Raw genomic sequence first — 25,055 nt, 5'->3', positions numbered from 1 at the left:
ATGCGTTCAGGTCTATGCCGGAGCTGCGGATCAGGCGCACCTTGCCGTGACCCGCCAGCCGATAGCGCTCGAAGAAGGCCTGATCTTCGCGATTTTGGAAGACCGTCATGGCTGTCCACAACGACGCGAGCCCCTGAAGGCCGCAAAAGACCGGACGCAGGGCCAGGGCCCGCGGCTCCATCGACGAGAATGTCCAACCGAGGCCATTTATGGTGCGGATGGTCGGAACCTGCCCGCGTATGGCCAGGGGCGTCAGGAGATTGGGTTTGGTGTCGAAACTTTGGATGATGTCCGGACGCAGCTCGGACATCAATCTGCGGATTTTGCCGAGAGCGCTCCATTCCCCGCCACTGCTGAAGCGATCGAAACCGAATCGGCGATGAGGAATGCCATGTAGGGGGAAGACGGCGCCGACATCACTCGACACCGCAGTGACCCGAAAACCCTTTTCGCGCAGCGCCAGCAGGAAAGGTATTCTAAGGCGGTGATCCTCTCCGCCAATGCAGACAAGATGCGGGCTCATTGCGTGCCCTCCGGATGCCGGCAGTATCCCAACCGCGCGAAATGGCTGGCTCTTGGATCCGCTTTCATGGCTGGTATCGTTGCCCCTTTGCACACACCACCAAGTCCACGCTAGGGGCAGGCTTTCCTGCTGTCCTCGTCTGTTCGAATGAAGCAAGGCGCTGGACAGTGCCGCGATGCGCGCCGGCCACATGCCGCCCTGAGAGATCAGTCGGGAATCATTCGTTCTAACGATGCCAAGGCCGGGCCCCTCACGTAGGACACTACAAATCGGTCAGCAAAAGGGGGCTGTGTTGGTAGCGTTCGGACGCCTGCGCTCAGAAAACCCGCCTTCCCGTGCCTTGCTGTCGGCTCGCGCAACGGCAAGGAAGCAGGACCTCGCGGCAGCTCGCAATGATGGGGTTACAGACGATCTCGCATGGAAACAGGCCACCGTCCGCCCCCTGGACTTGGACGGACCTGCCAGCCTGCCGTTCCAAAGGATGGGTGACGACTTCTCCGAGAGATCGGCGTTCCAGCACCTGGAGGGGGTTGTCGAAAAATACCCAGGCAAAATCGCCATCAGTGACGGCTTGACATCCCTCACTTTTTCCGACCTGCTGAGCGCGATCCAAAAGCTGGCCGGCGCGATCGCCGGCTCGGTTCCGCCGGGAAAGGCGGTCGGGCTGCTGATCGGAAATTCCCTCTGGTATCCGGTGGCCATGCTCGCCGCGATGCGCGCCGGCAGGCCCGCCGTGCCCCTTAATCCCCGAGATCCGCTTCAGCGCCTCGCGGCGATAGCAGACAGCGCCCGGCTGGCTGCGATCGTCAAGCCCGGACCGGGCAAACCGGCAGGCTGGCCGGATGCCTCACCCCTGAAATGGATCGACGCGGCGGGTTCGCTGACCGCAAGCCCGGATGGCAATCTGGCGATGCTGCCATTGGCTGTCTCGGTCGATTCCCCGGCTATCATTCTGTACACTTCGGGCAGCACCGGAACCCCAAAGGGTGTCGTCAACAGCCAGCGGGCGATCCTCCAGCGGGTTCAGCAATATGTCGACGCCTGCCACTTCGGTCCCGACGACGTGTTCATGCCGCTGACCGGGCCGGCCACAATCGCGGGATGCCGCGAGATGATGACCCCGATGCTGTGCGGCGCCACATTGTACCTCCTGGACATCGAGAGCGCCGGCATCCGCGCTGCCCGCGAGAGCTTCCACAAATGGCAGGTGACGGCCGTCTATCTCGTGCCGGCGCTGGTGCGTGTGCTGATGAAGGGTGCGGCGCCCGACACATTCTCCTCACTGCGTATCGTGCGGGTCGGCGGAGAAAAAATTCTGTGGTCCGACATCGACCGGCTGCGCGACAACATTCCCGAATCCTGCCTTGTCCAGATCAGCTACTCATCCACGGAGACGACCGGCACGCAGTGGTTCCTGCCCAGAAACTATCCGGAACGAGACGCGACGGTCCCGGTCGGCTTCGTTCTTCCCGGCATTGAATACGCCGTCATCGACGAGAACGGAGGGCAGATCGCCCCGGGCGATGAAGGAGAGTTGCTGATCAGGGGCAATTACACCGCCATGGGCTATTGGACGGATGGGAGAAACGTCCCGCTTCACGCGAACTCCATCAATCCCCAGCTTCGGGTCTTCGCGACCGGCGACCTGGTCAGGCTCGACGACACGGGAATGATGTGGATCGTCGGACGAAAAGGGCGCCAGATAAAAATCAACGGAAGGCGGGTCGAGCCTGCCGAACTGGAACTCGTCCTGCACCGGGCACCCCAGGTGAGCGACGCCGTCGCCGTGGTGACCGACGCGAACGAACTGATTGCCTTCGTGGTGCCCGCGGAAACCGGCGGAGACGAGTTCATTCCTGAATTGCGCGACTTGATCAGGACAGCGTTGCCGCCGGCGGTTCATCCCACGCGACTGCACGAGGTCGACGAAATACCGCAGCTCAAGGGCGGCAAGGTCGACGGGGTGAGGTTGCGGGAATTGGATCGCGCCCTGAAAGCGCGGGAGGACATGCCAGACCCCAGGCAACCGGCGAGCCCGCCTGGTGTGGAAGGCATCGCGGCGGCAATATGGGAAAGGATCCTCCCGGGTAAAAAAGCGGCCGGCAGCCGCTGGGACGATGCCGGCGGCGATTCCCTGAAGCTGCTGCAATTTGTCATGGAACTCGAAACGGCCCTTGGGCGGGAATTGAACCTGGACGCGTTCACCGTCGGCATGAGCTTTGCCGATGCAGTCAATGCGGCGTCCAAGGGACAAGACACAGGCGGATCGCTTGTCGAGGCATCCGACGCGAGGCCCGTTTTGTTCATTGTGCCGGGATCGATCGGCTACGGCCCAAGCCTGGCGACCTTCGGCGTCGAGATGGGCAACATCGCCAGGGTGGTTGCCGTGCGCTACGGAGACCTGAACGACCTGCTGAGGGGACACGGCACGATACCGCGGATGGTGGATGCGGTCGTCGACCAGATCAGGCAGGTTCAGCCCAGCGGCAATGTCAATCTGATCGGCTATTCGCTCGGCGGCGGCGTTGCGTTCGAGGCTGCCGCCAGACTGGCGGCGGAGGGCCGCTCGGTGACGTTCCTGGGAATCCTCGACACCAATATCGGGCCCGGCAAGCACGATTATCGCGAAGTCCTTGCGCGCACCGCCCAGCGCATCCACACCCACAGAGTTACGGTGGATCGCATGCTCCTGCGGGCTCTCGCGAAGACATTCGCCAATTTTGGCGCCGAAGCCGTGCTCGCGAGGGGCATCGAAGGGCTGAGATGGAAGGCGTTCGCAAGAATGCGATTCATCTTGAGGCTCGAGCTCGAGGAAATCCTGCGCATGCGTGCATTCGGCCAGTGGCTCGCGCAGCCGAAGACCACACTGCCTATTCCCGCCACGCTGTTCCGGTGCAGGCGCAAGGGCATTCCGACAGATCTTGGCTGGAGTGCTTTCGTCAGCGGTCTGAGCATAGTCCCGATCGTGGGGGGACATCTCGACATGCTCATTGAACCGCACCTCAGCCACAACCGTCCATTGATAGAAAGAGCCTTCCTCGGAAGTGGGGCGTAGCCAATAGACGGCCGGCGGCCGTTCGCTCCGAAGCGGCTGAATGAAGCGGGCGGTCGCGCATCGTCCTGTGGATTCGCGCAACAAAACCCGATGGCGCTATGGCGGCGGGAACAGTCCGGCTCCGCATCACGCGCCAAAATATCCCTAAAAATCAACAGCCCGATGCGCGAGGCAGTCTAAGCGCCGCGCGGTGTACTCCATGCGACGATCAATGTTTCTATCAAAAGGCGAGGGTATTTGATTTGGCTCTAATATACCGTTTCCCCTAGGCAGGCGTGGGGCGCTACCGAATCGGACGAAGGATATTTGCATGACAACCCTCCATTACGCCTCGGGTGGATCGGCCTCTCAAGTCGCGACCGCCGGATTCAATCTCGTCGATGTCTCATCCGTGGACGAACTCAACGCACTGCCGGCCGGCACGAAAGGCCTGGTCTGGCTGGATGAAGCCAATGGGGCAAACTCGTCCTTCATCCAGAAAGTCACACCCTTCATCGGCAATCCGAAGGTGTTTGGATTCTTCCTCGTCGATGAGCCGGATCCCACGGGCAAGTGGGGGACCTATGCCACCGCCGCGAATCTGAAAGCGGAATCCGACTGGATCCACACCAATGTGCCGGGCGCCAAGACCTTCATCACCATGATGAACATGGGATCTTCGGCAAACCCCGACTTTTCAAACACTTATAATCCCGCCAACACGCATATCGACTATTACGGCCTGGACCCGTATCCGGTGCGCACCGGAACAAGCACGGTCGACTACAACATGATCGACAGGACCGTGGCCGCGGCGGTCGCCTCGGGCATCCCGGTCAGCCAGATCGTTCCGGTCTATCAGACGTTCGGGGGCGGTAGCTTCACAACCGATACGGGCGGCAAATATGTCCTTCCCTCCGTCGCCCAGGAACAGACCATGCTGGACCACTGGTCCAAGCTGGTTCCATCGCCCGCCTTCGACTATGCCTATGCGTGGGGTTCTCAACAGGGCGACACGGCGCTCGGAAACTCGCCTGCTTTGCAGGCCCTTTTCCTTCAACACAACCAAGGCACAGCCAGCGTGCCTCCGACCGGCGGTGTGACTCCGCCCACCACCACCGTGCCCCCGACCAGCGGCAGCGATCACGTTTTCTACGGCACCGGCGGCGCTGACGTCATGCACGGCACCAGCGGCGCCGACACGATGATCGGTCGGGGCTACAACGACACCTATTATGTCAACAACCCTGGAGACAAAGTGGTGGAACTGCCGGGCAGCGGCAACGACACGGTGCTGGCGTCGGTCAGCTATGCGCTGTCGGCCGGCTCCGAGATCGAGCATCTTGCCACCACCAACCGGTCCGGCACCACCGCCATCAATCTCACCGGAAACGAGTTCTCGCAAACGATTGAGGGCAATGCCGGCAACAACATCATCAACGGTGGCGGCGGCAAGGACGTGCTGACCGGAAATGGAGGCAAGGACGTCTTCGTCTTCAACTCGGCCCTCAAGGCCAGCAATGTCGACAAGATCACCGATTTCAGTGTGACCCAGGACAAGATCCAGCTCGACCACACTGTGTTTACCGGCCTTCAAAAGGGCGCCCTCCCGACCGCGGCGTTCCACGTCGGCACGGCTGCACACAACAGCGGCGATCACATCATCTACAACAGCTCGACCGGCGCGCTCTCTTTCGACAGCGACGGTACAGGCAGCGCGCATCAGATCCAGTTTGCCACTCTGTCTCCGCACCTGGCGCTGACAGCATCTTCGTTCATCGTAACATGAGACTTGGGAAACATCAGGACATGATCAAAAAGGGCTGACGTTTTCTTGAATATAACTCGTTGGAACGAAATCGTTCCAACGAGCATTACTGTGTAATGAGCGCTCGCGGCATCGAATTCCTGCAGAAATGGGTGGAGCAGAATGTCTCCCCCTACGCGAAGTCCGACCCCGCCCTTGCGGCGAAACTCGCCGAGCAGGCGACGGCGGACGCGATCAAGGCCGGAATTCATCCCGGCGAAATCTCGGAGGAAGTAGGCAGCATGTTGACCACGATGATTGAGTTGCTCGATCATCGCGGCAACGAATGATTGCCGCGCCGACGTCAGTTCATCTACTGACGCCTTTGGGGCCGTTTCCGGCCTGGCGGGTTTCGGCTGAGGCTTGCGAGAAGCTGTCGTTTAGCGGCGACCTCTTCCAAGGCGTTCACTAGGATTGATTGCACAATCACAGGCCGGACATTCTGCTCCGGAAATGGCTTTCAGGCGTTCGCCTTTTCATAGGCCGCGAACAGATCGGTTACGAGAACGCCATTGATCCGCATCCCGGTCAAATCCGCATCCTTGATGTCTGAATCCGCCAGGGTGACGCCGCTTATGGTCAACCGCGACAGGTTTGCATTGGTGATGGCGGCTCCCGACAGATTGACGTTGTTGAAGCGCGCATCCGCAAGGCTGATATCATCAAAAACCGCTTCGCTTAGATTGGTGTCGGTGAATTTCGCCTTGGTCAAAACAGCGTAGAACCGTGCGTCCGCGAGGTTTACGCCATCGAAGTTAGCACCTGACATATCGGCCCGCTGGTAATGCATTCCCTGCATTTGAGGGCCATCAAATGGCGTGTGTTCCTGGGGATCGCTCATTGTCGTTTCCTCCGGTCAATCATGATCGCGATCGAAAGGATGCCAGATCGCGCAGTCATTTACGACCGTCGAATCGCGACCCTTGGCTCTTGTTTGAGAAGCCCAGGTGATACATTGCGGGCCCTTGCGGCGCGAAGCGGACTGCCTGGTTTCGGGAGGATGTCCGGTAAAGTCGACGCAAGGCGACGACCTTGTCGGCATCCCGTCAATCAGGACTTCCGCGAGTTTGCGGCCGCCACCTTGGATCGTACGAAGTCCCGATCCGACGCTGACATAGTATCAAGCGGAAGCGTTACGTATTGGTTCGGAGAAGTAATCAGCATCCAATAATTGGGTCGTTCCCAGATTTTGATGAACATGGCCCATGGGATTCTCGCTGAGCCTAATTCAGATTCAACCTGAACGCCGTCATCGAAAAACGTAAAATCGGCCCGGCGGCTCGGCATGCTTCGGTATTTGCCGACTGTGTTACGATAATGAGCCACCCATATTGCGATGATCAACGCCGGTGGAAGGAAGATGAAAACGCCGAAGGCACCAACCACCCATCCTCGTTCACCTTGCCAGAGCATCCCAATGACGAGCGCTATCATTAGAGCTTCCGCTATCCACAACCCTTTCTGATTGGCCACACCCTGCCGCCAGACATATGTCCTGACGGCGTCGCGCACGATCTCCTCAGTGTAGGTGACTTCAACAAGCCTGCCGCCTGTCGGTCTATCGCCGCGCTGCATTTTATCGCGAAATCCCGTTTAGATGACGGCACCTGATTTCTGCGCCAGATATGCTGTGAGAACCGCAACCCGCAAGGTCTTCCTTCAGGACCGTTGCCTCTTGCAGCAAACAGCCGCAATGAAGGCGCAAAGCGGATCCGCCCTTTGCGTACGCCATCCTACACCACAGCCCTCTCTCCCGTCGAACCGACTTTACTTGATCGGGATATAGGGTCAGGCCAGACCTGCAAGACGGAGAAAGCGAATGCTGGTTCAGCGGAAGCCGAGTACTTGCATGAAGCCAGTTTATACGGCAGCGAAACTCGCCGCCGAAACTACGCTATTGCCGCCGTTTTCCCGCTACTCCCATTCGATGGTTCCCGGCGGCTTCGAGGTCACGTCGTAGACGACGCGATTTATGCCGCGCACTTCATTGATGATGCGCGTGGCGGCGGCGCCTAGGAAATTCATGTCGTAGTGGTAGAAGTCGGCCGTCATGCCGTCGACGGAGGTGACGGCGCGCAGCGCGCAGACGAATTCATAGGTGCGGCCGTCGCCCATCACGCCCACCGTCTGTACAGGCAAAAGCACGGCGAAGGCCTGCCAGATGGCGTCGTAAAGGCCGGCCTTGCGGATCTCGTCGAGATAGATGGCATCGGCCTCGCGCAGGATGTCGAGCTTTTCGCGGGTGATGCCGCCGGGGCAGCGTATGGCAAGGCCCGGGCCCGGGAAAGGATGGCGGCCGATGAAGCTTTCGGGCAGGCCAAGCTCCTTGCCGAGCGCCCTCACCTCGTCCTTGAACAGTTCGCGCAGCGGCTCGACCAGCTGCATGTTCATGCGCTCGGGCAGGCCGCCGACATTGTGGTGCGACTTGATGGTCACCGACGGGCCGCCGGTGAAGGAGACGCTTTCGATGACGTCGGGATAGAGCGTGCCTTGCGCCAGGAAATCGGCGCCGCCGAGTTTTTTGGCCTCTTCCTCGAACACTTCGATGAACAGCCGCCCGATAGTCTTGCGCTTCTTTTCGGGATCGGCCTCGCCTTCCAGCGCCGAGATGAACTTGTCGGAGGCATCGACCAGGATCAGCGGCAGGTTGTAGTGCTGGCGGAACATCGCCACCACGCCGGCCGCCTCGTCCTTGCGCATCAGGCCGTGGTCGACGAGGATGCAGGTCAGCTGGTCGCCAACCGCCTCATGGATCAGCAGCGCGGCCACGGAAGAGTCCACGCCGCCCGACAGCGCACAGATGACCTTGCCCTTGCCGACCTGCTTGCGGATGGCCTCGACCGCGTGTTCGCGGTAGGCGCGCATCGTCCAGTCGCCCTCGATGCCGGCGATGTTGTGGACGAAGTTCCTGAGCAGCCGCGCCCCATCGGGCGTGTGCACCACTTCGGGGTGGAACATGATGCCGTACATCTTGCGCTCGACATTGCCGAAGATGGCGAAGGGCGAGCTCTCCGACTTGCCTAGCACCTGAAAACCTGGCGGCAGCGCGATGACGCGGTCGCCATGGCTCATCCACACCTGGTGGCGCTGGCCGGTCGCCCACAGACCGTCGAACAGCGGGCTGTCCTTCTCGATCTCGACGAAGGCGCGGCCGAATTCGCGGTGGTTGGAGCTTTCAGCCACGCCGCCCATCTGCACGCACATGGCCATCTGGCCGTAGCAGATGCCCAGCACCGGCACGCCGGCGTCGAAGACGATCTGCGGCGCGCGTGGGCTGCCGACATCGCCGGTCGACGCAGGACCGCCCGAAAGGATCACCGCTTTGGGACTGATGCGCTTGAACGCAGCCTCGGCCGATTGGAACGGTACGATCTCGGAAAACACGCCGGCCTCGCGGATGCGGCGGGCAATGAGCTGCGTAAACTGGCTGCCGAAATCGACAATCAGGACGGTGTCGGGGTGATTGGCTGTTGTCATGGCGAGCGTTTAGAGAAAGAAATGAGTCTGCGCAATGGGTTGCGGTGCCTGAGTTTCAGACTGGTCCCGGCGCCTCGCGAGGCGCCTGCGTGGCAAGGGTGCCCGACCCGAGCGCGTGTTCGAGGCGCATGACGGCGTCGGCCAGCTTCTCATCGATGACGTGAAGGTACTCGGTCCAGTCGCCGACATGCCTGAGATCGGCCGCGCCGTCGGAAATCCCGCGCAGCCCGATCAGGGGGACCTCGAACAGCTGGCACGCGCGCAGACAGGCGAAGGTCTCCATATCCACCATGTCGGCGGATATCGCATCATAGGCCGCGCCGGTGATGATCGCGCCGCCGGTCGACAGCGTCGCTGCCTTGATGCCGGGGATGCGCAGCGGCAGCGGCACGGTCACCGGCAGGTCGAGAAACGGCGTCGCGCCCTTCTCGAAGCCAAGCGGCGAGGCATCGATGTCGCGATAGCTGACCGAAGCCGCCTGGTAGATTTCCGTCTGTTCAAGGGTCCGGCTGCCCGCGGAGCCGAGCGAGACAATGAGGTCGGGCAGCGCCCCTTCCGACTTCAGCCAGGAAAGTTCGGCGCCCAGGCGCACACCTGCCTCCACCGGCCCGACGCCCGTCATCAGCGGCGTGAACAGCCTTTTCAGATGCGGGCCATATTCAGCCTCGGCGGCCATGACGAAGAGGACATCCTTGCCACCAATTCGCACGACGTTGCCAGCCACGACGAATTCCTCCTGCTTGCGCTACATTGCTACTGCGGGCTCACCCGGCAATCCCGTCACGGCCGACAACGGTCATCATGGTGCCGGTCATGGTGGCGATCAGTTTGGCTTCGCCATCCGCGGCAAAGGCATAGGCCTGGCCGTCGGCGACGATGATGGTGCGGCCAGGCTTGGTCACCGAGCCGCGGAACAGGAAACGCTCGCCCCGGCCCGGCGCCAGCAGGTTGACCTTGAATTCGATGGTCAGCACGCCGGAATTCTCGGGCATCAGCGAGAAGGCCGCGTAGCCGCAGGCCGAGTCCAGCGCGGTCGAGATGACGCCTGCATGGAGAAAGCCGTGCTGCTGGGTCAATGCCGCCGAATAGGGCATTTCTATCTCGATGATGCCGGGTGTCACCAACGTCAGTTCGGCGCCGATCGTCGCCATCGCCTGCTGGCGCGCGAAGGACGCCCTGACGCGATCCTCATAGTCCGGAGCCGGTACGATCTTTGCTGCCATCGCCACTGCCTTCAGTTTTGCCGGAAAAGCTTATTGCAGAGGCATGGGCGGCGCGCAAATGCTTTTGCTGCACTGCAACAAGGCTGTCTCGCCGGCATCTCAGTTCAGCCAGAGCAGCGAGGCGTTGAGCAGCGTGGCGAAGGCCACCCACGCCGCATAGGGCGCGAACAGCCAGCCGGCAGGCCGGTCACGGTTCCAGACCTTGGCGATGAACAGCAGAATGCTGGCCAGAAGAAGCACGATGACGATCAGGGCAAGCCCCATCATTTTCGCGCCGAAGAAGGTCGGCGACCACAGGAAGTTCAGCACCAGTTGAACGCCCCAGATCTTCATGGCGCCACCGGACGGCTCCCGCTGCCAGGTCCGCCAACCGGCCACCGCGATCAGGACATAAAGTATGGCCCACGCCGGCCCGAAGACCCAGTTGGGCGGATTGAAGGGCGGCTTGGCCAGCGAGGCGTACCAGGCGCCCGGCAGCGTCGCGTAACCGATCAGCAGGCCACCGCCCAACACCAGAACGAGGAAAACAAGAAGCGACAGATATCTTTGCAAGACCTTCCCCGTGGCGGCGCGATGCCGCGCCTGTGGAACTGGGGCGCTGTCGCCGCCTGTCAACGGCAGGCGTCACTTCGGCAAGCGTTACTTGGCCCTGCGCATGGCGCAGAAGTAGAACCCGTCCGTGCCGCTTCGCGCCGGCGAGAGCGAGATATCCCCGTCACTGCCGATCCGAACGGCAGCCTCATGCCCAGGAAACCTGTTTTCCCAGAGAGCGCGGTGATCAACCGGAGCAAAGCCAGGGTCCCGCTTGCGGAACGCGCCGACCTGATCGCCATTCTCCTCGTCGAACACCGAACAGGTGATGTAGACCAGCAGGCCGCCTGGTTTGACGTAGGTTTTCGCCGCATCGAGGATCGCCGACTGTTCGCCCTTGCGTGCGTCGAGCTGTCTTTGTGTCAGCCGCCACTTGGCGTCGGGACGGCGCCGCCAGGTGCCGCTGCCGGTGCAGGGCGCGTCGACCAGCACGATGTCCATGTGGTTGGCGAGCGGCGCGAGTTCGGCCGGCCTGCTGACGACCTGCACATTGCGGTTTTCCGAGCGGCGGATGCGGTCGAAGATCGGCGCCAGACGGGCCTTTTCGGCGTCGTGAGCGAAGACCTGGCCGGTATTGGCCATCGCCGCCGACAGCGCCAGCGTCTTGCCTCCGGCGCCGGCGCAGAAGTCGAGCACCTGCATGCCGGCCTCCGCGCCGGCAAGCGTCGCCGCGATTTGCGATCCTTCGTCCTGGACCTCGAACCAGCCCTTCTGGAAGGCAGGCTCGGCCTGCACGTTGGGATGCCTGCCGTCGCCGTCGATCGGCGCGATGCGGATGCCGTATGGCGCGATGCGCGCGGCCTGCGCTCCGGTCTCGGCCAATTCCCTGAGGACCTTGGCGCGATCGGCCTGCAGCGTGTTGACCCTGATGTCGAGCGGCGGGCGTGTCGCCAGCGCCGCCCCCTCCTCGACCCAGGAGCTACCAAAAGCGCGTTCGAAAAGCGGTTCGCACCAGTCGGGTATGTCCGCCTGCACCGCGCCGGGCGCATCGCCGAGCCCGCGCTCCGCGATTGCCTGAAGCTCGCCGGCGCTGAGCAGCGGCGGGGCGAATTTGTCGCCGTCGAGCGCGTCATTGAGCGACTGCGCCGTCTGGCGCCATTCGAGCAACAGAGCCCCGAAGCCGATGGCGCGCGGCGTGTCGTCGCCCAGCAACCAGCCGGCCGAGCGCTTGTGGCGCAGCGCGTCGTAGACGATGTTGCCGATCGCCGCGCGATCGCCGCCGCCGGCGAAGCGATGCGACAGGCCCCAATCCTTCAGCGCATCGGCCACAGGCCGATGACGCCGGCCAATGTCCTCCAGCACTTCGATGGCCGCAGCCAGCCGTCCGCCCAGTCGCATTCGTCAGTCCACCAAAATCGAACAAGTCATCTCAGCCTGCTCTTAGAGCCTTTCACGTCCGGATTGAACCCCGGCCGTTGAGCGGCCGCGAGACACTCCCGGTCAACGCCGGCACTATGCCCGGCCAAGCAAATGCCGGTCACCAGTCAAAGCAGATCGATCAATAGATGAAAGGTCTCTAATGTTCATAACTGGCGGCGGCAAGCACCACGCACGGCGCTACAGCTCTGCTTTCCAAGCTTTTCGGTTGGGAATACTCTTATCGCCATGATTCGCGGCACAGGAAATGTGGACCGGCGGATCGTCACGAGGAGAGGGCAATGAAGACTTATCTGGCGGAAGTTCTAGGCACATTTCTGTTGGTGTTCATCGGCACGGCATCGGTGGTGACGGGCGGTTTCGGCGGGGCGCTGCCGCTTGGCCAGGAAGGCATCGGCCTGGCATTCGGCATCGGCCTGATCGCGGCGGCCTATGCGATCGGCCCGATTTCGGGCGCGCATCTCAACCCGGCCGTGACGCTCGGCGTCTTCCTTGCCGGCCGCCTGCCGGCCAAGGATGTCATCCCCTACTGGATCGCGCAGATCATCGGCGCCATCCTCGCTTCGCTGGCGCTGTGGATCATCGTTTCGGGCCAGACCGGCGGCCACACCGGCGGCTTCGGCGCCAATGGCTGGGATGAGGCAAAGTGGGGCATGAGCTCGGCGTTCCTGTGGGAACTGATCGGCACCTTCACCTTCGTCACCGTGATCCTCGGCGTCACCGCCGAGAAGCACTCGACGGCATTTGCCGGGCTGGTCATCGGTCTGACGCTGGCGGGTATCCACTTCGCCATGATCCCGGTCACCGGCACCTCGGTCAATCCGGCCCGCTCGATCGGCCCGGCACTGTTCACGGGCGGCGCCGCGCTCAGCCAGCTCTGGCTGTTCATCGTCGCGCCGTTGATCGGCGGCACCATTGCCGGCGTCGTGGCCAAGGCGCGGATCTTCGAGAAAGACTGATCTCAAAGCCTGAATGCAAAAGGCGCGGGCCATGGCCCGCGCCTTTTTTGTTGAAAATGGGCTCCGGCTGGATCAGCCGGCGATATCGAAACGGTCGGCGTTCATCACCTTGGTCCAGGCGACGACGAAGTCCTTCGCGAACTTCGCCTTGGCGTCAGACGTCGCGTAGACTTCGGCCAGCGCACGCAGCTGCGAGTGCGAACCGAAGATCAGGTCGGCACGGGTGCCGGTCCACTTGACTTCGCCGGTCTTGCGGTCGCGGCCTTCGAAGACGTCCTTGGCATCGGACGTCGCCTTCCATTCCGTGCTCATGTCGAGCAGGTTGACGAAGAAGTCATTGCTCAGCGTTCCTGGCCTGGTAGTGAAGACGCCGTGCTTCGACTGGCCGGCATTGGCGCCGAGAACGCGCAGACCGCCGACAAGGACGGTCATTTCCGGCGCCGTCAGCGTCAGCAACTGCGCCCGATCGACCAACGCTTCCTCAACCGTCAGCCGCTGCTTGCCGCTGACATAGTTGCGGAAACCGTCAACGGTCGGCTCCAGCGGCGCGAAGGAATGGATGTCCGTCTGCTCCTGCGAGGCATCCATGCGGCCGGGCCAGAAAGGAACGGCGACACCGTTGCCGGCGGCCTTCTCGATGGCGGCATTGCCGCCGAGAACGATCAGGTCGGCAAGCGAGACCTTCTTGCCGCCGGTCTGCTCGGCGTTGAACGCCTTGCGGATCGCCTCGAGCTTGTCGAGCACTTTGGCAAGGTCCGCCGGCTGGTTGACGGCCCAGTCCTTCTGCGGGCTCAGGCGGATGCGCGCGCCATTGGCGCCGCCGCGCTTGTCGGAGCCACGGAAGGTCGAGGCCGATGCCCACGCGACCGAAACCAGTTGCGACACGGACAGGCCGGACGCCAGGATCCTGGCCTTGAGCGCCTCGGCATCCTGCTCGTCGATCAGGACGTGATCGACAGCGGGGATGATGTCCTGCCAGGGCAGTTCTTCCTCGGGGACCAACGTGCCAAGGTAGCGCACGACGGGGCCCATATCGCGGTGGGTCAGCTTGTACCAGGCGCGGGCGAACGCGTCGGCAAACTGCTCCGGGTTCTCATGGAAGCGCCGCGAGATGGTCTCGTAGGACGGGTCGAACCGCAGCGCCAGATCGCTGGTCAGCATGGCGGGCGCATGACGCTTGGCCGGATTGTGCGCATCCGGCACCGTGCCGGCGCCGGCGCCGCCCTTCGGCGTCCATTGATGGGCGCCCGCCGGGCTCTTCGTCAGCTCCCATTCATAGTTGAACAGATTGTCGAAGAAGTCGTTGCTCCACTTGGTCGGCGTGGTCGTCCAGGTCACTTCCAGGCCGCTGCCGATGGCATCGCCGCCCTTGCCGGTGCCGAACTTGCTCGCCCAGCCGAGGCCCTGCTGCTCGATGTCGGCGCCTTCCGGCTCGACGCCGACAAGTGCCGCGTCACCCGCACCATGGGTCTTGCCGAAAGTATGGCCGCCGGCGATGAGCGCCACGGTCTCTTCATCGTTCATAGCCATGCGGGCGAAGGTGTCCCTGATGTCGCGCGCCGAAGCCAGCGGATCAGGCTTGCCGTTCGGCCCTTCCGGATTGACGTATATCAGGCCCATCTGCACGGCGCCGAGCGGGTTCTGGAGGTCGCGGTCGCCGCTGTAGCGCTCGTCGGCCAGCCACTTGCCTTCGGGGCCCCAGTAGACGTCCTGCTCAGGCTCCCAGACGTCGGCGCGGCCGCCGGCGAAACCGAAGGTCTTGAAGCCCATCGATTCCAGCGCGACGTTGCCGGTCAGGATCAGCAGATCGGCCCAAGAGATCTTGCGGCCGTATTTCTGCTTGATCGGCCACAGCAGGCGGCGGGCCTTGTCGAGATTGACATTGTCCGGCCAGCTGTTCAGCGGCGCGAAACGCTGCTGCCCGGCGCCGGCGCCGCCACGGCCATCCGCAATGCGGTAGGTGCCGGCGCTGTGCCATGCCATGCGGATGAAGAGCGGGCCGTAATGGCCGAAATCGGCAGGCCACCATTCCTGCGAATCCGTCATCAGCGCATGCAGGTCCTTGATCACCGCATCGAGGTCGAGGCTCTTGAATTCCTCGGCATAGTCGAACGCCTCGCCCATCGGATCGGACAGCGAGGACTGCTGGTGCAGTATCTGGACATTCAGCTGGTTCGGCCACCAGTCACGGTTGGTCCTGCCGGCGGAGCCATGCGCGACCGGGCATTTGCTCGCGCTGTTGTCGTCGGTTTTCGCGTCCATCTCTCACTCCAATTCTGCCGGGGTTTGACTTTGCCGAGGTTGATTTTTTGCCGAGATTCAGGGGCCAGCCAGCGGCCGCGCCAATCTGGAACGATTCCAGACTAGGCCACTCGCCCGATAAAAACAAATTGCCTTTCCTGTTCATTTCGATAGGATTTTCTTATGATAGGATTGACAGTTCGTCAGATGCATTATTTCGACGCGCTGGCGCAGACGCTGCATTTCGGCCGGGCCGCGAAACTCGCCGGCGTCAGCCAGCCGGCGCTGTCCTCGCAGATCGCCGAAATGGAGCAGCGGCTGAACTGCCGGCTGTTCGAACGCGGCGGCAAGTCGGTGCGCATGACCGACGAAGCGGTGGCCCTGCTGCCGCGTATCGAGCGCATCCTGGCCGACATACGTGACGTTGAAACGACGGCCAGGCGTGGCCGCACGGCCATGGAGGGGCGCTTCCGGCTGGGCATCATCCCGACGGTGGCGCCATACCTTCTGCCGCGCGCCCTGCCCGAGCTGAAAAAGCATTTTCCCGCCTTGCAGCTCGAACTACGCGAGGCGGTCACCGCTTCCCTCGTCGAGGATACCGCATCGCGAAAACTCGACGCCTTTATCGCCGCGCTTCCGCTCGATCATCCGGGGCTGATCACCGAGGCGCTGTTTCCCGACCGATTCTTCCTGGCAGTGCCATCAGACGATCCGGCCTTCGCGTCACCGCCAGTCCCGCCCGAAAGCCCAGCACTGGAGCGGCTGATGCTTTTGGAAGAAGGCCATTGCCTGCGCGAACAGGCGCTTGCCGTCTGCGGCAGTGTGCGGCCGGTGGCGATGGCAAGCTACGGCGCCACCAGTCTGACCACGTTGCTGCAGATGGTGGCGCACGGGCTCGGCGTCACGCTGATCCCCGAAATGGCAACCGGACCGGCCGGCACCATCCCCGAGCTCAAGATCGTGCCGTTTCAGGAGCCGATGCCGCAGCGCATGATCTGTCTTGCCTGGCGGCGCAACAATGCCCGGCATGGCGAATGCGTCGAACTCGCCAAGATCATCCGCGGCCTCGGCGCCGCGGTGCTGGCGGCGTGAGAACCAGCCGACCGGACGCTACAGAACCCGCGACAGGAATTCGCGGGTGCGCGGCGATTGCGGGTTGGCGATCATTTCGCGTGGCGCACCGCGCTCGACGATGACGCCGCCATCCATGAATACGAGCTGATCGCCGATCTCGCGGGCGAAGCCGATCTCGTGGGTGACGACGACCATGGTCATGCCGCTTTCGGCGAGATCGCGCATCACCTGCAGCACCTCGCCGACCAGTTCGGGGTCGAGCGCCGAGGTCGGTTCGTCGAAGAGTAGCACCTTCGGCTTCATGGCCATGGCACGCGCGATCGCCACACGCTGCTGCTGGCCGCCGGAGAGTTCGCGCGGGTAGCGGTCGACCTTGTCGGCGAGACCGACGCGCCGCAGCAGCACTTCCGCCTCGGCCTTGGCCTGATCGATCGGGATGCGCCGCACCTGCGTCGGCGCCTCGATCAGGTTCTCCATCACCGTCATGTGCGAGAACAGGTTGAACGACTGGAACAGCATGCCGATCTCGGCCCGGCGCTGGCAGAGCAGATCGTCCTTCACCTCATGAAGCTTGTCGCCCCGGAGGTCGTAACCGACAAACTGGCTGTCGACGAGGAGGATGCCGCCGCTCAGCTTCTCCAGATGGTTGATGCAGCGCAGGAACGTGCTCTTGCCAGACCCCGAAGGGCCGATGATGCAGGCCACCGAGCCTTCCGGCACATCGAGATCGACGCCCTTGAGGACTTCCAGTTGGCCATAGGTTTTGCGCACGCCGCGCGCGAACACCATGGAGTTTGCAGGCACGCCGAAGCGCGTGCGATTTTCGGATCTCACATCGCTCATCGGGCAACGCCGCGCAGATTGAAGGCATTGCGCAGGGTGCGCATCGTCAGGGGATCACGCCTGACATCGCTGCGGCCGAAATGACGCTCCAGGAAATGCTGGCCGACAGACATGATGCTGACCACGGCGAGGTACCAGAAGGCGACCACGATCAGCAGCGGAATGGTCTCGAAGGTCCGCGCGTAGATGCTCTGCGCCGTGTAGAAAAGGTCGTCGACGGCGATGAACGTCACCAGCGAGGTCATCTTCAGGAGGTTGATCGCCTCGTTGCCGGTCGGCGGCAGCACGAAGCGCATGGCCTGCGGCAGGGTGATGCGCTTCAGGATCATGCGGTAGGGCATGCCGAGCGCGCTTGCCGCTTCCGACTGGCCCGACGGCACCGACTTGATGCCGGCGCGGATGATCTCGGCCATGTAGCCGGCCTCGCACAGCGAAAGCGCGACGACGGCGGAGAAGAACGGCGTCATGAAATCATTGGTACGCACGGAAAACAGGGTGCCGAGGAACGGCAGTGAGAGCGAGATTTCGCGCACCAGCAGCGACAGGTTGAACCAGAAGATCAGCTGGATCAGCGCCGGCACGCCACGGAAGAACCAGACATAGACGCCGGAGAAGGCGCGCAGCACCGGGCTCGGCGACACCCGCATGATGGCGATGACGGTGCCGACCACGATGCCCACCAGCATGATGATGACGGTCAGCATCAGCGTGTTGCCAAGGCCGCGCATGATCGAGGGATGGAAGAGGTAGCCGGCGGCCGTGCCCCAGGCAAAAGCCGGATTGCTGGCGAAGGCGCGGATGATGAGGAATGCGAGCAGCAGGGCAAGCGCCGTGCCGATCCAGATGCCATAACGGCGCTGCGGCACGACGGTCAGCCGCGACACGGCGGCGGCAGCGCCCGGCTCGACGCCGATCTCGGTCGGGTGGGCCACGCCCATCGGAAGTCTCCAGTCTGGCCGGCGCCTGGCCGATGGCCAGGCGCCGGGTCATCTCTATTCGGCGCGCAGCGCGTCCATGGAACCGACGAAGTAGGGTTCCTTGATCGCATAGGCGCCCATGCCGTACTTTTCCAGGATAGACTTGTAGGTGCCGTTCTTGAACAGCTCTGCGAGCGCGCCCACCATCATGTCGGCGGTCTCCTTGTCGTCCTTGGCGATCGCCATGCCAAGCGGGGCGACTTCGTACAGCGTCGGCAGCACCACAAGCTGGCCCTTGCTCGTCACCTCGAAATAGCTGGACGCGGTGGCGTCGTCCATGCGCGCGTCGACGCGGTCGGACAGCACTGCCTGCACGATGTCGGTCGAAGAGTTGAACACGGACTTTTCGATGGGTTTCTGGCCCTTGTCCGTGCATTCCTTGGTCAGCTTGTCGACCAGGAAATCGGAAGCGCTGCCGGCCGAGACGCCGATGCGCTTGCCGCAAAGCGGAGTGTCGCCGCTGAAGCTCGCCTTCTTGTCGGGCGACGTGGAAACGGCAAGACCCGCCTTGAGGAACATGACGAAATCGACCTGTTTCAGCCGCTCTGATGTGGCCGAGAAGGTTTCCCAGGCGATCTTGAAGCGGCCGGCGGCGAGGCCCGGGATCATCGACGGGAACGGGGTGCGCTGGACGTCCAGCTTGGCGTCGACGAGCTTGGCCACCTCGCCGGCGAGTTCGATGATGATGCCGGTCTGCTTGCCGTCGGCGTCGAGATATTCGAACGGCGCGAAATCCAGAGTGTTGGCGACGGCGAGCGTTCCGCTCTGCTTGACGTCAGCGGATTTCGGCACGTCGGCGGCCTTGGCCACGCCGCCCCAGACGGTCGCGGAAATCGCCAGCGCGAGACCGCTCATGCGCAGATATCTGTTCATTCCTGTTCCCCTTTCTTGTTTTCAATCGGTATCCGGGCCTGCGCGTCGTGACGGCGCAGGCCCGGCAAGCCTTACGAAGCGGCGGCTTCAGCCGCCTTCTTCTTGCGGTAGTGATAATTCTTGTCGATGCGCTCCATAAGATAGTCGCCGTAAAGCACCGGCTCGTATTTCGGCTGGCTGCCCGCCGGCACGCAGACCGAGAGCGCCTCGATCGTCTCATCCATCGAGGGATCGAAGAAGAAGGGCTGCGAATAGCGCTCGCGCCCGGAGCGATTGATGACCCGGTGCGGCGTCGAGACGAACTGGTCGTTCGACCAGCGCGCCAGGATGTCGCCGACATTCATGACGAAGGAATCGGGAACCGGCGGCGCGGGAACCCAGTCGCCCGCCTTGTTCTTCACTTCCAGCCCACCGACATTGTCCTGTGCAAGCAAGGTGATGAAACCATAGTCGGTGTGTGGCGCCGAACCGAACAGCCCCTCTTCCTGGGGCTGCGTCGGATAGTGCAGCAGGCGCAGGAACGTCGTCGGCTGCTCGAAGTATCGATCGAAACTGTCGGACGGCAGGCCCAGCGAAAGCGCGATGGCACGCACCATCTTGCGAGCCAGCGTGCTCATTTCCTGGACATAGCGCTCGATCGTTTCCCGGAATCCGCCGAGAGCCGCCTCGTCGGGCCACTGGTTGGGGCCCTGCAGCGGTTTGTCGGCAAGGGCGCGCGGGTCATCGGCCTCGACCTCGTGCATGAAAAAGATCGACTCGCTCTGGTTGGGCTTGCTCACCGTCGCCACCGACGAGGTCACGATGGTGGAACCCGCGAATGGCAGGAAGCCGCGGAAATTCTTGTCGATCTTGAGCTTGGCCTTCTCTTCCTCGGGTAAGGCAAAGAAGCGCTTGGAGGCTTCGCGGACGGCTTCGACGTCAGCGCGCGGGATGGGGTGGCCGGTGACATAAAGGAAGCCGATCGTCTCGAGATAGCGGCGCAGGGTCGCGGCCGTTGCCCGGATCGCCGCTTCGTCGTCGCCGTAAAGCGCCGAAACGTCGAGGATCGGAATTTCGGAAAAATCGCCGCGCTCTTGTGCATCCATTTTCGAACACCCTGTCTTGAACATAAGATACAGTACTGTATTTCTACACATCCGGACAGCCTCATCAATAGGCTTTCCAACGCAAAACGGAAGGACGCGGCATCATGGCACCACGCAAGATCATCATCGACACCGATCCGGGCCAGGATGACGCCTTCGCGATCCTTTTCGCCCTGGGTTCGCCTGAAGAACTCGACGTGGTCGGCATCACCACTGTCGGCGGCAACGTGCCGCTTGCCCTGACGGCGAAGAACGCGCTGAAAGTCGTGGAACTCGCCGGGCGGCCCGACGTGCCGGTCCATGCCGGATGCCCGGCGCCGATGGTGCGCAAGCTGATCACGGCCGAGTACGTGCACGGCGAAACCGGCCTCGACGGCGCCGACCTTCCCGAACCGGTGACGCCACTGCAAAGCGAACACGGCGTCAACTACCTGGTGCGCACCATCATGGACGCGCCGGAGGGCGAACTGACCGTCTGCACGCTCGGACCGATGACCAACCTTGCCATGGCCATGACCATGGAGCCGAGGATCGTGCCGCGGCTGCGCGAAGTGGTGCTGATGGGCGGCGGCTTCTTCCAGGGTGGCAACGCCACGCCGGCCGCGGAGTTCAACATCTTCGTCGACCCGCATGCCGCCCACAAGGTGTTCGACAGCGGCGTGCCCGTCACCATGGCCGGCATCGACTGCACCTATACCGCGCTGATGACGCCCGAATGGCTCGACCGGCTGCGCGCCACGGGCAGCCGCACCGCGATCGAGGCCGCCAACATGGCCGACTTCTACCGCCAGTACGGCACGCACAAATTCGAGACGGCCGCGCGCCCGATCCACGACGCCTGCGTCACCGGCTACCTCTTGGCGCCGCACATCTACGAGCAGCGCCAATGCGCGGTGACGGTCGACATCGTCTCGCCGGAGACGATCGGCATGACGGTGGTAGACTGGTGGCACGTGACGGGCCGCCGCAAGAACTGCAACGTGCTGCGGCGCATCGATCCGGCGCCGTTCTTCGAACTCATGCTGGAGCGGATCAGCGCATTGCCCTGAGATGCGCCATCCGCGATAGATAGATGATTGATGAGTCGCGAAGCGCACCGAAGCCGGCCAACGGATTGCAGGCGTCGCGCATGGCGATGAAGGTCTTGATCAGATGAAAGCGGACAGCGCGCCGGCCAGAGCCAAAAAGAAACTCAAGGGCTCCTCGCGCCCGAAGACGGCGCGGCAGACTCTGAGCCGCGAGGCCTGGATCGCGGCGGCCCGCAAGGTGCTGGAGAAGCGCGGCATCGGCGAGGTTAAGATCGATCGCCTCGCACAGCAGTTCAAGGTGACGCGCGGCTCCTTCTACTTTCACTTCACCAGCCTGGCCGACCTGCGCGAGGGCCTGCTGCAGAAATGGCGCGACATCAATTGCGCGCCCTTCTGGGCCATGCGCGAGATGCACGAGATCGATGGCTTGCAGTTTTTCACAGACATCGTCCATGTCTGGGTCGACGAAGCCCCGTTCAGTCCGCTCCTCGATCTCGCCGTGCGCGACTGGTCGCGAACATCGAGAAAGCTCGAGCAGGAGGTCAAGGACATCGACGACCTGCGCATCGAACTTCTGATCCGCTCCTTCCGCGCCATGGGCTATCCCGAGGACGAAAGCCTGGTCAGGGCCCGCATCACCTATTTCCACCAGATCGGCCAGTATGCGCTCTCCTTCAAGGAGGATCCGGCGGTGCGCAGGAGCTATCAGCCGCTGTTCGGCGAGGTACTGCTGGGCCCCCTGGTGCAGGAGCGGGGCACGGCGCCAAGGCCGTCCGAGATGACGGCGCGACGCTAAAAACGGCGAGCGGCGAGGAGGAACTCTTGAGGAAAGCGATTTCGGTCGCCATCGTCGTTGCGATACTTGCCGGGCTCTCGGTCGCCGGGTGGATATGGCAAAGGCATGGTGTCTATGGGCTGAATGTGCTGCTGCGCCGAGGCGGCACCTACTGGGTCACTGTTCAGCTCGACGACCCGCGACTTTCGCCCGCCATGCGGCTCGCCCTGCAGCCGGCAATTCCGGACGTGACCGCCGGCACCAGTTCATGGGCCGAAGTGGAGCCGGGATTTGAGGTCCGGGAGGTTCCCGTCCTCGCTGGCAGCGAGGAAATCGACCGCCTTTATCTCAACCGGTTCGACCCTCTCAGATTCCGATTCGTTGCCCGTAACGAAACGGACGGAGCAAAAGACATTGACCAGTGGGAACAGGCGCTTCATCCCGACGGCACCGGCGGTACGGTCCTGATCGTCAATGGCAGCTACTTTGGACTGAAGGGCGAAGCCGACACCCCCTTCGTCAGCATGGGCGCCCGACTAGGCCCTTCCGATTATGACGCCAAGTCTGGCGCCTGGACCGAGAATGCATCCGGCACGCATGTGGTCGATCTCAAGAACCGTGACTGGCGAACGGTGCTTCAGGATGCGGACAACGCGATGGTCTCCTACCCGCTGCTTATCGGCGAGGACGGCGGCAACAATGTCCGCGCGAAAAGCAACTGGCTGGCAAACCGCACGTTCATCGCCGAGGACCATGAGGGCCGGATCGTTGTGGGCTCGACAAAGGATGCCTTCTTTTCGCTCGACAGGCTGGCAAACTTCCTGCTCAAGGCCGACCTCGATCTCAAGACCGCCCTCAACCTCGACGGCGGGCCAATCGCGGGACTGAGCGTACGGTCCGGCAGCTACACGCTCAAACATTATGCGCGGTGGGAGGCCCAGCTTGTGGATGGGAAAGTATCCCTGCTTCGAGCGCCGCTTGACGTGCCCTGGGTAATGCCTGTCGTTCTAACCGTGGAGCGTAAATAGCGCCCGGCACGACCCGCGCGGAAATGCCGGCCCTTCAAGCCGTCTTCTGCACCACCAGCCCCAGTTCCTCCACCATGGCCTCGCGCATCAGGAATTTCTGCGGCTTGCCGGTCACCGTCATCGGCAATTCGCTGCGGAAGCGGATGTATCGCGGGATCTTGTAGTGGGCGATCTGGCCGGCGCAGAAATTCCTGATCTCCTGCTCGGTGGCGATCTGGTTGGGTTTCAGCACGATCCAGGCGCAGAGCTCCTCGCCATACTTAGTATCCGGAATGCCGAACACCTGCACTTCCCTGACCTTGGGATGGCGGTAGAGGAATTCCTCGACCTCTCTGGGATAGACATTCTCGCCGCCGCGGATGACCATGTCCTTGACCCGGCCGACGATGTTGCAATAGCCCTCGGCATCGATGGTGGCGAGGTCGCCGGTGTGCATCCAGCCATCGCCGTCGATTGCCTCGTGCGTCTTGTCCTCGTCGTCCCAATAGCCCTTCATGACCGAATAGCCGCGCGTGCAGAGTTCGCCGGCGGCGCCGACGGCGACGGTCGCGCCATCGGCATCGACCGCCTTGACCTCGACATGCGGGTGGATGCGGCCGACGGTCGAGACGCGCTTTTCCAGGGGATCGTCGGTGCTGCTCTGGAACGAGACCGGGCTGGTCTCGGTCATACCGTAGGCGATGGTCACTTCGGACATGTGCATCAGTGACACCACCTTCTTCATCACCTCGATCGGGCATGGCGAGCCGGCCATGATGCCGGTGCGCAGGCTGGACAGATCGAAACTCGGAAAATCCGGGTGGTCGAGCATGCCGACGAACATGGTCGGCACGCCGTAGAGGCCGGTACAGCGCTCCTGCGCGACCGCCTTCAGCGTCAGGCCGGGATCGAACCCCTCACCGGGAAAAACCATGGTGGCGCCCTTGGTGACGCAGCCCATCGTGCCCATCGACATGCCGAAGCAGTGGTAGAGCGGAACCGGTATGCAGAGCCGGTCGTCGACGGTGAGCTTGATCGCCGAGGTGACGAAATTGCCGTTGTTGACGATGTTGAGATGGGTAAGCGTCGCCCCCTTCGGTGCACCCGTGGTGCCCGAGGTGAACTGGATGTTGATCGCGTCGTTCGGCTTCAACCCCTCGGAGATGCGGTCGAGGCTGTCATGCTCGTCGCGGCCCGCCATGGCCAGCACGTCGCCGAAATTGAACATGCCGGGCGAGTTTTCCTCGCCCATGCGGATGACGATCCTGAGCGACGGCAATTTCGCTGCTTTCAACTTTCCAGGGGTTGCCGTGGCCAGTTCCGGCGCCAGCGTCTCGATCATGCCGAGATAGTCCGAAGTCTTGAAGCTGACCGCGGTGACCAGCGCCTTGCAGCCGACCTTGTTCAGCGCATATTCCAGTTCGGTCAGTCGGTAGGCCGGATTGATGTTGACCAGGATCAGGCCGACGCGGGCGGTGGCGAATTGCGTGACCAGCCATTCCCAGCGATTGGGCGACCAGATGCCGACGCGGTCGCCCTTCTTCAAGCCGAGCGTGAGGAAGCCGGCAGCCAGCGCATCGACCGCGTCCGAGAGTTCGCTCCAGGTGAAGCGCTTGTCCTGGCCGACGAAGACGGCAGCATCGAGCGTGCCGTATTTGCTGACGGTGTCGGAGAACAGGGCAGGAATGGTCTTGTCGAGCAGCGGCGCCTTGCGTTCGCCCGAGACATGCGCCCTGCCGTCCACCGGTGCAATGAAGACGCCGCCGGCGCGGGCGCCGCGGCCTCGCAGATTGGTGGCGTTCATGAGCTCGTCGAGTTTGATCGCCATCGCCGTCTCCTCCCGGGATAAGTGAGCCTATCAGCCCGCCGGGGAAGAAGAAACCTCGCCGATGGTACTGTCCCGGAGAGCCGGACGAAGCGACCGGGTTGTCAGGTAGAGCAAGGCCGCAAGGATCCCACCCGTCCAGACGCCTTCGGCGGCTGTCCACCCTCCCCTCAAGGGCAGGGCAATCGCATATGGTTTTTTACGAAGATTGACCCCACCCTTAATCCCTCCCCACAAGGGGGAGGGAGACTTGGCCGGCGCTGATTGCGGCCAGTACTGAGGTTTCGATCCTCAACATGAAGATGGATAGGGCGCGCGGCACCGTTCCCTCCCCCT

At 62.8% G+C, this 25,055-nt stretch carries 22 protein-coding genes; 8 read left to right on the top strand and 14 right to left on the bottom strand.

The annotated features are described in order from the left end of the window. Positions 1–523: glycosyltransferase (locus J0I79_RS25525; RefSeq protein ID WP_292865851.1), on the bottom strand; the 523-nt coding region annotated here is incomplete at its 3' end. Between the two features lie 292 nt (positions 524–815). On the opposite strand from J0I79_RS25525, the gene J0I79_RS25520 reads away from it, so the two are divergent. The 3 genes from J0I79_RS25520 to J0I79_RS25510 all read left to right on the top strand — a co-directional run bounded on the left by J0I79_RS25520 (position 816) and on the right by J0I79_RS25510 (position 5,654). After that, positions 816–3,578, top strand: coding sequence for an AMP-binding protein (locus J0I79_RS25520; protein WP_292865848.1), 2,763 nt, complete (start codon positions 816–818; stop codon positions 3,576–3,578). A 310-nt stretch (positions 3,579–3,888) separates the two neighbouring features. Then, positions 3,889–5,346 (top strand): calcium-binding protein, encoded by a 1,458-nt coding sequence (locus J0I79_RS25515; protein WP_292865845.1) that lies wholly within the window; start codon positions 3,889–3,891, stop codon positions 5,344–5,346. A 95-nt stretch (positions 5,347–5,441) separates the two neighbouring features. Next, the gene (locus J0I79_RS25510) at positions 5,442–5,654 is read left to right on the top strand and encodes a hypothetical protein (protein WP_292865842.1); all 213 of its coding nucleotides are present in this window, start codon (positions 5,442–5,444) and stop codon (positions 5,652–5,654) included. A 170-nt stretch (positions 5,655–5,824) separates the two neighbouring features. On the opposite strand, the gene J0I79_RS25505 is transcribed toward J0I79_RS25510, so the two are convergent. The 7 genes from J0I79_RS25505 to J0I79_RS25475 form a co-directional block, all read right to left on the bottom strand. Next, on the bottom strand, positions 5,825–6,205 hold the full coding sequence (locus J0I79_RS25505; protein WP_292865839.1) for a pentapeptide repeat-containing protein: 381 nt from the start codon (positions 6,203–6,205) through the stop codon (positions 5,825–5,827). Positions 6,206–6,414: 209 nt separating this feature from the next. Continuing rightward, positions 6,415–6,939: a YcxB family protein gene (locus tag J0I79_RS25500; RefSeq protein WP_292865836.1), complete on the bottom strand. Its 525-nt coding sequence runs from the start codon at positions 6,937–6,939 to the stop codon at positions 6,415–6,417. A gap of 339 nt (positions 6,940–7,278) precedes the next feature. After that, entirely contained in the window at positions 7,279–8,841 is a 1,563-nt protein-coding gene (gene guaA, locus J0I79_RS25495) for a glutamine-hydrolyzing GMP synthase (protein WP_292865833.1), read from the bottom strand. Between the two features lie 55 nt (positions 8,842–8,896). Further along, a complete protein-coding gene (locus J0I79_RS25490) occupies positions 8,897–9,565 on the bottom strand; it encodes a 5'-methylthioadenosine/S-adenosylhomocysteine nucleosidase (protein ID WP_292865830.1) in 669 nt (222 codons plus the stop codon). 40 nt (positions 9,566–9,605) lie between these two features. After that, complete coding sequence (locus J0I79_RS25485) at positions 9,606–10,064, bottom strand: PaaI family thioesterase (protein WP_023686843.1); 459 nt, start codon at positions 10,062–10,064, stop codon at positions 9,606–9,608. 99 nt (positions 10,065–10,163) lie between these two features. Continuing rightward, positions 10,164–10,616 carry a TspO/MBR family protein gene (locus J0I79_RS25480; RefSeq protein ID WP_292865827.1) on the bottom strand — a complete coding sequence of 151 codons (453 nt, stop codon included), beginning with the start codon at positions 10,614–10,616 and terminating at the stop codon, positions 10,164–10,166. Positions 10,617–10,703: 87 nt separating this feature from the next. Next, a complete protein-coding gene (locus tag J0I79_RS25475) occupies positions 10,704–11,993 on the bottom strand; it encodes an RsmB/NOP family class I SAM-dependent RNA methyltransferase (protein ID WP_292865824.1) in 1,290 nt (429 codons plus the stop codon). 320 nt (positions 11,994–12,313) lie between these two features. On the opposite strand from J0I79_RS25475, the gene J0I79_RS25470 reads away from it, so the two are divergent. Beyond that, entirely contained in the window at positions 12,314–12,991 is a 678-nt protein-coding gene (locus J0I79_RS25470) for an MIP family channel protein (protein WP_292865821.1), read from the top strand. A 72-nt stretch (positions 12,992–13,063) separates the two neighbouring features. On the opposite strand, the gene katG is transcribed toward J0I79_RS25470, so the two are convergent. Beyond that, on the bottom strand, positions 13,064–15,253 hold the full coding sequence (gene katG / locus J0I79_RS25465; RefSeq protein ID WP_292865818.1) for a catalase/peroxidase HPI: 2,190 nt from the start codon (positions 15,251–15,253) through the stop codon (positions 13,064–13,066). Between the two features lie 162 nt (positions 15,254–15,415). Between katG and J0I79_RS25460 the strand changes: the two genes are divergently transcribed. Further along, positions 15,416–16,324, top strand: a complete 909-nt coding sequence (locus tag J0I79_RS25460) for a hydrogen peroxide-inducible genes activator (protein WP_292865815.1) — start codon at positions 15,416–15,418, stop codon at positions 16,322–16,324. Between the two features lie 18 nt (positions 16,325–16,342). On the opposite strand, the gene J0I79_RS25455 is transcribed toward J0I79_RS25460, so the two are convergent. The 4 genes from J0I79_RS25455 to J0I79_RS25440 all read right to left on the bottom strand — a co-directional run bounded on the left by J0I79_RS25455 (position 16,343) and on the right by J0I79_RS25440 (position 20,084). After that, complete coding sequence (locus J0I79_RS25455) at positions 16,343–17,149, bottom strand: amino acid ABC transporter ATP-binding protein (RefSeq protein ID WP_292865812.1); 807 nt, start codon at positions 17,147–17,149, stop codon at positions 16,343–16,345. After that, positions 17,146–18,087: an amino acid ABC transporter permease gene (locus tag J0I79_RS25450; protein WP_292865809.1), complete on the bottom strand. Its 942-nt coding sequence runs from the start codon at positions 18,085–18,087 to the stop codon at positions 17,146–17,148. The genes J0I79_RS25455 and J0I79_RS25450 overlap by 4 nt, the downstream gene beginning before the upstream one ends. A gap of 54 nt (positions 18,088–18,141) precedes the next feature. Next, positions 18,142–18,999: an ABC transporter substrate-binding protein gene (locus J0I79_RS25445; protein WP_292865806.1), complete on the bottom strand. Its 858-nt coding sequence runs from the start codon at positions 18,997–18,999 to the stop codon at positions 18,142–18,144. Between the two features lie 71 nt (positions 19,000–19,070). Beyond that, a complete protein-coding gene (locus J0I79_RS25440; protein WP_292865803.1) occupies positions 19,071–20,084 on the bottom strand; it encodes a 2OG-Fe(II) oxygenase family protein in 1,014 nt (337 codons plus the stop codon). 104 nt (positions 20,085–20,188) lie between these two features. Between J0I79_RS25440 and J0I79_RS25435 the strand changes: the two genes are divergently transcribed. From J0I79_RS25435 to J0I79_RS25425, 3 genes are all read left to right on the top strand, one after another. Continuing rightward, positions 20,189–21,133, top strand: a complete 945-nt coding sequence (locus tag J0I79_RS25435) for a nucleoside hydrolase (RefSeq protein ID WP_292865800.1) — start codon at positions 20,189–20,191, stop codon at positions 21,131–21,133. 103 nt (positions 21,134–21,236) lie between these two features. Continuing rightward, positions 21,237–21,908 (top strand): TetR/AcrR family transcriptional regulator, encoded by a 672-nt coding sequence (locus tag J0I79_RS25430; protein WP_292865797.1) that lies wholly within the window; start codon positions 21,237–21,239, stop codon positions 21,906–21,908. 26 nt (positions 21,909–21,934) lie between these two features. After that, positions 21,935–22,915 carry a phosphodiester glycosidase family protein gene (locus J0I79_RS25425; protein ID WP_292865794.1) on the top strand — a complete coding sequence of 327 codons (981 nt, stop codon included), beginning with the start codon at positions 21,935–21,937 and terminating at the stop codon, positions 22,913–22,915. A 34-nt stretch (positions 22,916–22,949) separates the two neighbouring features. Here J0I79_RS25425 and J0I79_RS25420 read toward each other — a convergent pair whose 3' ends face one another. Next, on the bottom strand, positions 22,950–24,722 hold the full coding sequence (locus tag J0I79_RS25420; protein WP_292865791.1) for an AMP-binding protein: 1,773 nt from the start codon (positions 24,720–24,722) through the stop codon (positions 22,950–22,952). Positions 24,723–25,055 lie beyond the last annotated feature (333 nt).

The organism is Mesorhizobium sp. (assembly GCF_017306585.1).
GTDB lineage: Bacteria > Pseudomonadota > Alphaproteobacteria > Rhizobiales > Rhizobiaceae > Mesorhizobium.
The sequence above is the reverse complement of the archived record's forward strand: the minus strand, read 5'-3'. Positions and strand labels throughout refer to the sequence as shown.